Here is an 11,764-nt window from a genome sequence, read left to right as displayed (position 1 = left end):
ACAATGTTCCGGAACGTTCAAAAAAAAGAGCTTATGCATGCATAAGCTCTTTCCATCCTGCCGTTTCAAAGGCAATGTATTCGGAGATAAATATTTTCATATCGTCTTTCTTTATGTGGTGCATCACCAGTTCTTCGAGCAAAGTGAATAGCCAGGCGGTATTCAGATGGACGAAGAAGTTGGAGACTTGTATATTCAGATGCGGATATTTTGTTTTCAGATCTTTAAAGAAGATGTCTATCACACGTGTCATTTCATTGGTATAATCTTCGCGGAAGTTACCCAATGAGGAGCCTTGCGCATGAAACAGGAGCAGTTTCAGTTGTTTGCGATAGCGTCCTGCCAATGCCATATACAACTCTATCTCTTTCTTCTGATAATCATGGCTGGTGAACATTTCGAGATTTGCTTTGCTTACGTCGTGGTTGTAGAGCATGGTATAGAGCTCGTCGACTACCGGTTGCAAAATGTACCTGAATAAGCTGTCTTTGTTCGGGAAATAGTTATAGATATTACTCAGCCCTACATCTGCTTTTGCGGCAATCTCGCGCATGGCAGTATTCTTGTATCCTTTACGGATAAAAAGATATTCTGCTGCATCGAGTATTGTTTTTTGTATGTCGCTTTTCAACTTTTGCATATCGCCGAGTGTTATTTATTGTTTAGTTGCAAAGATGGAGAGGTTTCGGTAAACACGAAATACCTAATAATGATGAAAAGATGTATTTAGTTGTACCCAATGGAGGGTATAATGCTGATTCATTGTCGGTAAGGGTTGATTTGTATCATGAATCTGCTTATCTTTGCCCCGGGACTAACAAGATGAAACGACTGTATTTGAATATCATGAAATGGTTCCTTCCTGTACTGTTTATTTCGTACATGGCAGGTATTACGCTCTTCACTCACTCGCACGTGGTGAATGGGGTAACGATTGTCCATTCCCATCCATTCAAAAAAGGGGTCGAGCATAGCCACACTACGGTCGAGTTCCAGTTAATCCATTTCTTAAATCATTTTCAGACCACTGATGCAGGTATTCTTCCTGTATTTGCCTCATTCATCGCTTTACTGCTTTGTACGCTTTTGTGGTGTCCGCAGCGGACGGGGCATTTAACTCCCTGTGTGGGAGTGGTTTCATTGAGGGCACCTCCTTCTTTTCGTTTGTAGTAAATACTTCCGCATGTCTGTGGAAAAGAAAAATCTCTGAGAGCCTGTTTTATTCTTGCTCTTAATTTATTCAAAACAAGTGGCTGCCGGATGGCGGTTAGGGGAGAAGTATGCTTATCATGTTCCTATATGGGAGTATGAGGCTATTTCACGGTCCGCCTATACCTGTACCGTGCGGTTACTTCCTAAAAAACAAACGAAAATGAAGAAATATATATTTATTCTTGCGGGCCTGTATTGTGCCCTTACCTCTGCTATGTCCGGACAACCCGCTCCATTGGAACACTCCGAATTGAAAAAGTCCGATGCCAATATCATCGGCCATGTACTCGATAAGAACAGTGAGGAACATTTGCCGTATATTACAATTGCCCTTAAAGGAACGACTATCGGAACTGTGACAGATGCCACGGGGCATTATTTCCTAAAGAACCTCCCGGAGGGGAATTTTGTGATGGAAGTGAGTTCGGTGGGCTATAAAACCATCACCCGCAGTGTGACCCTGAAGAAAGGAAAAACGCTGGAAGAGAACTTCGAACTGGAGGAAGACGCCATTGCCCTCGATGGGGTCGTGGTTTCTGCCAATCGTAATGAGACTACCCGGCGTATGGCGCCTACACTTGTCAATGTAGTCGATTTAAAGCTGTTTGAATCGACTAATTCCAGTACGCTTTCACAGGGGTTGAATTTCCAACCCGGTGTACGTGTAGAGACCAATTGCCAAAATTGTGGTTTCCAGCAAGTTCGTATTAATGGGCTGGATGGTCCTTATACGCAGATATTGATAGACTCTCGTCCCGTATTCAGTGCGTTGTCGGGAGTATACGGTCTGGAACAGATTCCTGCCAGTATGATCGAACGGGTGGAGGTGATGCGTGGCGGTGGTTCGGCTCTGTTCGGTTCGTCTGCCATTGCCGGTACGATTAATATCATCACAAAAGAGCCGTTGCGCAATTCCGGCCAACTTTCTCATACGATCACCGGTTTCAGCGGGGGCAATTCTTTTGATAACAATACCTCTCTGAACCTCTCTCTTGTGACCGACGATCATCGTGCGGGAGTCTATATATTCGGGCAGAACCGTCATCGCTCGGGATACGATTATGACGGCGACGGTTTTACCGAATTACCGAAGTTGAAGAACCAGACGGTAGGTTTCCGTTCTTATTTCAAAACCAGTACTTATTCGAAACTTACTTTTGAATATCATCATCTGCAAGAGTTCCGCCGGGGTGGAGATATGCTGAACCGTCCGCCTCATGAAGCCAATATCGCCGAGCAACTGGAGCATGCCATTGATGGCGGTAGTTTGAAATTCGATTACTTTTCACCCAATGAGAAACATCGTTTCAGTGTTTTTACTTCGGCTGCCAATACCGACCGGGACAGCTATTACGGTGGCGGACAAGATCCGAATGCCTATGGCAAGACCACCGATTTCACTGTGATGGGAGGCACACAATACATGTATAGCTTCGGGCGTTGTCTTTTCATGCCGGCCGATCTCACGGCAGGATTGGAGTACAACCGTGATCATCTGGAAGATAACATGTGGGGATACAACCGTCATACCGAGCAGACGGTGAATATTTATAGCGGTTTTCTGCAGAACGAGTGGAAAAACGAAAAGTGGGGTATTCTTCTGGGCGGTCGTCTGGATAAGCATAATATGGTAGATCATGTGATCTTTAGTCCTCGTGCCAACCTGCGTTTCAACCCGACAAAGGATGTTAACTTCCGGCTCAGTTATGCTTCGGGCTTCCGTGCTCCGCAAGCCTTTGATGAAGACATGCATATTGAAAACGTCGGTGGTACGGTTTCTATGATCGAACGTGCCAAAGGGTTGAAAGAAGAAAAGTCTCAAAGTCTGAGTGCTTCTGCCGATATGTATCGCCGTTTCGGTGCATGGCAGGTGAATTTCCTTGTAGAAGGTTTTTATACTGCCTTGAAAGATGTTTTTGTTCTTGGTCCGTATGAAGACCGGGGAGACGGAGTATTGGTGCGGACACGCTATAACGGTTCCGGTGCCAAAGTGATGGGGTTGACATTGGAAGGCAAACTGGCTTATCTGACGCAATTCCAGTTTCAGGCCGGTGTAACTTTACAGCGTAGCCGTTACGACGAACCGTATCAGTGGGACGATGATGCACCGGCTGAGAAAAAGATGTTTCGTACTCCCAATACTTACGGGTATTTCACCGCTACCTATACGCCGATAAAACCGCTGACCATTGCTCTGTCTGGTACATATACCGGTAGCATGCTCGTACAGCGTGCCGCCATCTCTGCCGAGAATGCAGCGATGGGAGAGATGCCCGAACGCCCGGCAGTTGCTCTTATGACCCCCGATTTCTTCGATCTCGGTATAAAAGCAGCCTATGATTTTAAGTTTTGTAAATCGACCGTATTTCAGCTCAATGCCGGTATACAAAACATTTTTCAGGCTTATCAGAAAGATTTCGATCGTGGAGCCAACCGGGATTCCAACTATATTTATGGGCCTGCCACTCCCAGAAGTTTTTTTGCAGGGGTGAAGATTAGCTATTGAGAATACTGTGCCAATGTGCCAATGCGTCAATATGCCAATGTGCCAATTGCCATTCGGGGTGGTGGCACAGGCAATTGATACCCTTTACCTCTCGACATTACCGGGTGAGCGGGGGCCTTGGTTTATGCACCGTGCTAAAGTCTCCTGAAGACCGTGGTTAGATGCATCGAGCACGGTGCATACTGCTTGTATGGATAGTTCCTGGTGGAGGTAAATACCCTGCTTGCGGTTACCGGCATACCGTTTTATTTATTTTTAGTTGGAAAACGTTACCTTTTTATATCTTTAGATATTTTCTTCTTCGGCTGTCCTGTTTGAATCTGATCATCTTAAGTGATTATTATTCATTGTATTGTTATGGATAAAAAATTACCTATATATAAGTACTGCAATGTAAATGAATACTAATCTATAGGTATTTCCTGCTATCTTATTTTAGCCTTTTTTTGTAGCTTGAAATACGTTCTGGACTTATGAGACAAAAAAAGACAAGATATTGTTTCTTATTTTTATTTCTATTATTATATGCAGGGAACGCTTATACAGCCGATAAGTTAATATTTAGCGGTATTATACGTGACGCGGTTACTCATGAGACGCTTCCTTATGCAACCGTTTTGTTGGAAAGTGAGGAGACACGCCGCTATTCGGCCATAGCCGGTGACGATGGAACGTTCCGGATAACCGATGTTTTTCCGGGCATTTATAAACTCACGGTCTCTTTTATTGGTTACGGACGTCAACAACGTACGGTAGAATTAAAGAAAAGTACGTATATGACTATCGGATTACGCTCCGATAACCAATTGAAAGAAGTCGTTATTACTGCCACTGAGTCGAAAGGACTCGTTTCTTCCTCTAAAATAGACCGTCCGGCTATGCAACATCTGCAACCTACCAGTTTTGCCGATTTGTTGGAGTTGTTGCCCGGAGGTATGTCACGTGATCCGGATATGGGGTCTGCCAATACGATCACTTTGCGCGAAACGGGAGTGATCAAAGCAGATGGAACCAAAGGAGATGCCGGGAGTGATTATTCCATTACTTCACTCGGTACGCAATTTATTGTAGACGGTATTCCGATCAATACCGATGCTAACCTTCAAGCTTCGCCTGTATCGGATAATTCGGCAGAGAGCAGCCGTAACATTGTTAACCGGGGGGTAGATATGCGTTCTATTTCTACGGACGACATCGAAAGTGTGGAAGTGGTAAGAGGAATCCCGTCCGCAGAATATGGAAACCTTACGAGTGGAATTGTCAATATAAAAAAGGTGCGTAAACTGACCCCTCTCAATGCGCGTTTCAAGGCAGACGGATACAGTAAACTTTTCTCTGCCGGAAAGGGATTTGCCTTGCCGGGTGCTGAAGATGGGGTAGTGAATGTAGATGTAGGTTATCTGGATTCCAAACCGGATCCCCGTAATAATTTAGTGAACTACAAACGGATGAATACCTCTCTACGTTTTACCTGGAATTATAACCACGATAACTGGACCATGCGCTATGCTCCGGGTATTGACTATACCGGTTCGTTTGATAATGCCAAAGAAGATCCCGAACTGAACTACGGCAACACGGATACTTATAAATCTACCTATAACCGGGTAGCTCTGACCAATAACTTCCTTTGGACTTTTCCCAAAGTAAAGGCTGTCAAAGGCATCGAGTTGAACACATCTGCCAATGCACAGTTCGATCGTTTGACGCGTCGTAAATTGGTAGCGCCGCAGCGTTATATGATTGTCCCTTCCACAACGGGTGAGGGCGAACATGATGCCACTCTCCTTTTTAAAGAGTATGTGGCAGATTATCTGTCGGATGGAAAACCGTTCAACGCCTTTATCAAATTGAAAGGAGACTTTTCATTTACCAATGGCCCGGTAAAGAATAACGCCAAGGTGGGAGGTGAATGGAGTTATACGAAGAACTTCGGTCGCGGGCAAGTGTACGATCTCACCCGGCCGTTGGCTGCCGGAGGATGGAGTAGTCGTCCGCGAGCTTATAAAGACATTCCTGCATTACAGAATGTGGGTGTATTTATTGAAGATGTAATGACAGCGAAAATCGGTCGCCATAAGCTGGAATTAATGGGGGGTATACGTGCGATGGCACTTGTCGGGCTTGACAAACGATACGTTCTGAATAATAAGTTTTACCTGGATCCCCGTATCAACGGATTGTGGAATTTCCCTGCAATCGATCTGGGCAAAACCCATAACCTTGAAATCGCACTGGGGGGTGGTATCGGCTGGACTACCAAGATGCCTACGCTCGATTATCTCTTCCCCGATGCTTATTATAAAGACATTGTGCAGCTTGGCTATTACGATGTTCTGAATCCGGAGCAGAACAGCCGCTTCAACATAAGAAGTTATATCGAAGACCGTACCAACTATGAGTTACGTCCGGCGCGTAATAAGAAATGGGAGTTGCGTGCAGACTTTACTTATGGGGGGAATCGTCTGTCGGTAAGCTATTTCCGCGAATCCATGAATACCGGTTTTCGCTATGTGGCCAATTATACCTCTTATGCTTATAAGGAGTACGATGCAAGTAAGATTACCGGTTCGGCTTTGCAGGGACCTCCGTCACTGGACGATCTGCCCTACACTGATAAGAAAATATTGGGAGGATATAATAAAGCGACCAATGGAAGCCGTCTGCTGAAAGAGGGAGTGGAATTCCAATTCCGTTCACAGCGTATCAAGCCGTTACGTACGGTGGTAAATCTCAGTGGGGCATGGTTCCGTTCCACTTACACCAACAGTATCCGTATGCCGCGCACCGTATCCGAAATGGTGGATGGCCAATCGATATCCGATTCGTACATTGGTATCTATAACTGGGACGACGGGAATGTCTATCAGCAGTTTAACACGAACCTGATGTTCGATACGCAAATACCGGAGTGGGGATTGATTTTTTCTACTTCGTTGCAATGCATGTGGTTTACCAGCAAGCAGGCTTTTTATCGTGACGGAGTGCCCGAAAGCTACCTGTGGGCAGAGGATGGACAGGAACATCCCTATACGGAGGCATCGAAAGAAGACCTTTATCTGCAACATCTGATTATTCCCATCAGTTCGGGAACTTTTGATAAATATACCGTTCCGATGGCCTTCTATGTCAATCTGAAAGTTACGAAGAAGATAGGGAAGTATCTTAATTTAGCATTTTTTGCCAATAAGCTCTTAGATTATACTCCCGACTTTAAAAGTCGTGGATTGACAGTACGCCGGAATGTAGAACCTTATTTCGGCATGGAGTTGAATTTTAGTTTATAAATAAATTATTCGATATATGAAGTACGAAAAGAGTTTGTTTTTATCGGTATTTGTTATTCTGTTGTCAGGTATTACTGCTTGTAATGAATTGGAGGATGTATCGAGAACCGTCACCGGGGTTACCGTGAAGCTTCCCGACGACCTGTCCGGTGCATCGATAGCGAACGATACCCTTACTTTCCAGAACATATCCAGTGGATTGTCTGTAAAAGTGCCGGCTACAGAGAAACCGGAATTGCCTCAGGGATTATACAACTGTTTCTATAAAGCCGATGTAACCTATGTAGATGAAGGACGTACAGTGAAAGGGCGCTTGCGTGGCGCTTTGGAAAATGTGAATCTTACATCCGGGAATGTGTCATTAACGATGAATACCCATCTGCTGATTGATAAGGATGATTTTATTATCGAAGAAATTTTCTTTACGGGTACGTTACGGGAGAGCGGTAAACAATATTATGGCGATTCGTATGTGAAAATCTACAATAACACGGACCATGTGTTGTATGCCGATGGTCTGGCGCTGGTGGAATCCAAATTCGTCTCTACACAGAAGTATGATTATACTCCGGACATCCGTCAGGACACGATGACGGTACATGCCATTTACGTTGTTCCGGGCAGTGGTGAGGAGCATCCGGTACAGCCCGGTGAGAGTATGGTGATTTGTGATACCGGCATCAACCATCAGGTGGCCAATCCGAACTCTTTTGATCTTAGTGAAGCCAATTTTGAATGGTATGATGTCTCCACTTCACCGGACAATATGGATATTGACAGTGAAACGGTGGAGAACCTCGATAAATGGTATTGCTATACGCTTTCTGTCTTTGTGCTTCATAATCGCGGTTTCCGTTCGTATGCGCTGGCGCGTATGCAAGTTCCGAAAGAGGAATATCTGAAAAAATTCTTTTATAAATACGAATACATTATATCGAGTCCGCAAGGCAATTATCCCTGGTCTCAGAAGGCTTATAAACTGCCGAACGACTGGATTGTCGACGGAGTGAATTGTAGTGTGGAAGCAGAACGTCAATGGAACGTATTACCGGCTACCGTAGATGCCGGATGGACTCATTGCGGAAAGATAGATCATGATAAGGACCGTTATTTCAAGAGTGTCCGGCGGAAAATGCTTTATCTGGATGAGAACGGTCACAGGGTATTGCAAGATACGGATAACTCGACGGACGATTTCAATACAGAATGTATACCTTCTCTTATCGAAGAACAAAATACGGCGATAAGTGCCGATGGTAGGAAGGCAGAAACGTTGACATACGACGGAGTACAACCCGTTGAAGAATGACTTTAACCCCGACATCTATCATGAGATACTATTTAATGACTGTTTTATTCTTTTCCTTTTTAGGGCTGCATGCTGCCGACGCCGACAGCCTGTCTTTGTACGGGCGTATGCGAAGTAACGGTACGACGGCAGAAAGCGGGTTTTTCTCTTTGGTTTATGATAATCCGGCAATGAAATACGTCTGGCATCCCTCGACACTGAATGAATTGCGTGCAGGAGGAGAGTATATTCATGAAGAACAGCCTTCGTTGGCGGAGGAAGGGGATGGCAGATATATGGGTTTTGTGGATGTGCGCTCTTTTATCCGTAAGGGGAATAGCAGCCTGTGGGGAGAAGCCCGCTATAAGAACGGGAAGAAAACAGGACGGCGTTGGAATGAGACTTCGGATTATCTGCTGTTATATCCTTATGTGATGGGAGATACAGTAGGTGGCGATCTGAAATCCGAGCAATATTATTTCTCCGGAGGATATGCTTATCGCAAAGGAAGCTATACCATCGGTGCGGAGGGGTCTTATGGTGCCGATATCGAGTATCGGAATGCGGATCCCCGTCCCAAAAACCTGACGGGTGATTTGTATTTTACAATCGGCATGTCTTGGAAAACCGGCAACCATTATGCATTGGGATATTCTTTGCATGCCCGCAAGTATAAACAGACCAACGATTTGCAGTTTTATAACGAATTGGGAGTCCCCAATATTTATCACTTCACCGGATTGGGTACCGATTATTATCGTTTTCGTGGGGCAAAAGGGAAGTCGTTTTATAAAGGACGTTCTTTTGGCGGAAGTGTGAATCTTTCACCTTTCGATGCCGGTGAGGGAGGTTTTGCCGTTTCTTTGCTTTACGATCATTTCTCTTTTGATAAAATAATTTCTTCCCTCAACGAGTTGCCGATGGCATCCGTCGGTGAACATGACCTGCGAGGAGAGATTGCCTGGCGTAGTAGCAAAGATAGATTTTCACGTTGGGGGATGAAGTTGGAAGCCGCATTTACCAAACGTACCGGAACGGAGAATCTGTTCGGAGACGCTTCCGGTAATATTTATCCGCAGATAGCAGAAGATGAGATGTATATGAATCGGATAAGTCGTGGGGTACTGTCGGGCTTTTACGAATATACGTATCGGTCGGGGACTGTTTTTTCAATCATTCCCTCCATAGGATATACCGATATGAATACCCGTTATGTATATCCTCGTCGTGAAATGGAGATTCACCGGTTGCATTCTCAGTTGATGCTAAAAGCGATGTTTCCTTGCGGTCATTGGCTGCTGCGTGGAGAGTTGGGAGGAAGATATGTTGCTTCCCTTACCCCCGAATTGCAGTTGCCGGCAGTTGAAACGGAAGAAGCAAAGAAGTTGAATCAGCCGGTATATGGCAATTATGGTTACTTGGCGGCCAATCAGGCGGGTTTTCAGGTAGCAATGAGGGGAGATTATTCCCGACATAAGGCCTATGGTTTGTTTTTGGAGCTTCGGTATGTATATGGACACGATACGCGGCCTTCTGCAGCAAATAGCCTGACGGCTTCTGTAGGAGTCGCTTTTTAAAGAGATGATGGATAACTTGTATTTATATTAATAAACAAAGTAAAATGAGTATGAAACAAAAATTACTATTGCTAATGGGAGGAATGATGTTGACAGCCTTTTCTCTTCCCTTAGCTGCACAGAGTATTAGCTGGACGGATGATAGCCAGAAACCGGATACCTTGTGGTATACCGAACACAAAGAAGGAACAGAATACACATTGACAAAGCCGGAAGAATTGGCCGGCCTTTCTGTATTGGTGAATACTTATCAATATACGTTCGAAGGGAAAACCATTAAGTTGGGTAATGATGTGAGTTTAGCTAAGACGGTGGGTGAAGAAACTGTTTTATGGACTCCTGTCGGTCTTTATATCAAAGGCCACAAGATCGATATTCCTTTTAAAGGAACATTTGACGGGCAGGGACATACTGTTGACGGCATGCAAGTATCGGGAACGATAGAAGCTGTCGGACTTTTTGGTAATTTGAGCGGCGCGACTGTCCGTAATCTGGTTATCGGTTCCAACTCTTCTGTTACGTCCACCAATTCAAGTGCCCAGATTGGATCTGTTGCCGGTCTTCTGACTAAAAGCCGTATCTTGAATTGTACCAATCATATGCCAGTGTCTTCTCCCGGAGGAACCAATGTTTATGTGGGTGGTATCATCGGGCGTATGAATGTGAGCGGCTACATTGGAGGATGTAAGAATTATGGTGAAGTAAGTAATCCCGGTTCTGTGGGAGGTATTACTGCCAGTACCAATAAAGCGGATACAGTGGTCAATTGCGTCAACTATGGTAAAGTAACGGGAAAAGATGCAGATAATTCTTATACAGGAGGTATAGTCGGTTATCTTTATGAAGATTCACGCGTGTTGAACAATGCAAATTATGGTTCGGTAATTCGTGGTGGTGGCATTGTTGGGAAAGCGGTAGCTGGTTCTTATTATGCCGGTATTCGCGGGCGTTTGAATAACAACCTTAATATGGGTGAGGTAAGCTTGGATGATAAAAAAGGATATAGTATTGTGGCAAGTGCCAGTTATACGCTTATCAGCCGTAATTATTCTAAGGATAACGGAGGAAAATCCGGTGAAAACGGGGTCGCTTTTACTGTGCTGACTGATGAGCAGTTAAAGAGTGAAGCCCTGCTCAAAGAGCTCACGGCAAATGCCGGTTATGAGAATGCTCTTTCGGGAGGAGTACTTGGCGCCACTGCCTGGAAACTGGGTGAAGAGGGGTATCCGGTACCTGATGCCGATGTGGCTGCGAATGCCTATCGTGTTAATGTAGCTGTTTCTCTGATGGGCGAACTTGTTACTCATCCGTTGGCAACTGATGATGCGCAGGCATTTTATCATACTCCCGGAACGCAAGTGACTTTAGATGTAAAAGCCTTTGCAGGATATACATTCTCCGGGCTTAAACTGAATGGAGAGATCAGCGAGGGCAATACTTTTACCATGCCCGAAAGAGATGTGGAAGTAACCCTGCTGTTTGATTCCGGCGAAGCCTTGACTTGGGCAGATATGGCGCAGTATGCCGAGGCCGGTGCGGACTATAAGTTAGAAGGAGAAAACTATGAAATTTATACAGCCAAAGGATTAGCTTATGCTGCTTCCAAAGTAAATGCAGGCGAAGGTAGTGAAAATACATTTATCCGTTTGGGTAGTGATATCAATTTGGGAGTACCTAATGCTGCCGGAGATACTTTACTCTGGATGCCGATGGGAACAGACGATCATCCTTTTAACGGAATATTCGATGGAGCTGATTATACCGTTGATTATATGCATATAAATGCAACGGCAGAGAAGTATGCCGGATTGGTCGGAAAAGCCGATGGTGCAGAAATCAAGAATATAAAGATTGGCGAAAATAGCCGTATCTCTTCTGCACAGACGTATTTAGG

The 11,764-nt window shown here is 44.8% G+C and carries 7 protein-coding genes; 6 read left to right on the top strand and 1 reads right to left on the bottom strand.

Going from position 1 to position 11,764, the window contains the following annotated elements; genetic code table 11:
* Nucleotides 1-31: 31 nt before the first annotated feature.
* Entirely contained in the window at nucleotides 32-640 is a 609-nt protein-coding gene (locus QVP90_RS10095) for a TetR/AcrR family transcriptional regulator (protein WP_005923199.1), read from the bottom strand.
* A 182-nt stretch (nucleotides 641-822) separates the two neighbouring features.
* Between QVP90_RS10095 and QVP90_RS10090 the strand changes: the two genes are divergently transcribed.
* From QVP90_RS10090 to QVP90_RS10065, 6 genes are all read left to right on the top strand, one after another.
* Nucleotides 823-1,170, top strand: coding sequence for a hypothetical protein (locus QVP90_RS10090; protein WP_148301700.1), 348 nt, complete (start codon nucleotides 823-825; stop codon nucleotides 1,168-1,170).
* Nucleotides 1,171-1,372: 202 nt separating this feature from the next.
* Complete coding sequence (locus QVP90_RS10085; RefSeq protein ID WP_021936330.1) at nucleotides 1,373-3,718, top strand: TonB-dependent receptor; 2,346 nt, start codon at nucleotides 1,373-1,375, stop codon at nucleotides 3,716-3,718.
* Between the two features lie 473 nt (nucleotides 3,719-4,191).
* On the top strand, nucleotides 4,192-7,005 hold the full coding sequence (locus QVP90_RS10080; protein WP_021936329.1) for a TonB-dependent receptor: 2,814 nt from the start codon (nucleotides 4,192-4,194) through the stop codon (nucleotides 7,003-7,005).
* Between the two features lie 16 nt (nucleotides 7,006-7,021).
* Entirely contained in the window at nucleotides 7,022-8,314 is a 1,293-nt protein-coding gene (locus QVP90_RS10075; protein ID WP_005923186.1) for a DUF4876 domain-containing protein, read from the top strand.
* Between the two features lie 20 nt (nucleotides 8,315-8,334).
* A complete protein-coding gene (locus QVP90_RS10070; RefSeq protein ID WP_005923183.1) occupies nucleotides 8,335-9,870 on the top strand; it encodes a DUF6850 family outer membrane beta-barrel protein in 1,536 nt (511 codons plus the stop codon).
* Between the two features lie 50 nt (nucleotides 9,871-9,920).
* A partial coding sequence (locus tag QVP90_RS10065; protein ID WP_441293874.1) for an InlB B-repeat-containing protein occupies nucleotides 9,921-11,764 on the top strand: 1,844 nt, incomplete at its 3' end.

The sequence above is a fragment of the Bacteroides sp. CAG:189 genome, assembly GCF_000432295.1.
Lineage (GTDB): Bacteria > Bacteroidota > Bacteroidia > Bacteroidales > Bacteroidaceae > Bacteroides > Bacteroides salyersiae.
Note: the sequence above shows the minus strand (reverse complement) of the source record. Positions and strands in the feature narration are given on the sequence as shown.

Coding starts and splice junctions, on each gene's coding strand:
- QVP90_RS10075 (WP_005923186.1), top strand. CDS start 7,022: ATGAAGTACGAAAAGAGTTTGTTTTTATCGGTATTTGTTATTCTGTTG.
- QVP90_RS10070 (WP_005923183.1), top strand. CDS start 8,335: ATGAGATACTATTTAATGACTGTTTTATTCTTTTCCTTTTTAGGGCTG.
- QVP90_RS10085 (WP_021936330.1), top strand. CDS start 1,373: ATGAAGAAATATATATTTATTCTTGCGGGCCTGTATTGTGCCCTTACC.
- QVP90_RS10090 (WP_148301700.1), top strand. CDS start 823: ATGAAACGACTGTATTTGAATATCATGAAATGGTTCCTTCCTGTACTG.
- QVP90_RS10080 (WP_021936329.1), top strand. CDS start 4,192: ATGAGACAAAAAAAGACAAGATATTGTTTCTTATTTTTATTTCTATTA.
- QVP90_RS10095 (WP_005923199.1), bottom strand. CDS start 640: ATGCAAAAGTTGAAAAGCGACATACAAAAAACAATACTCGATGCAGCA.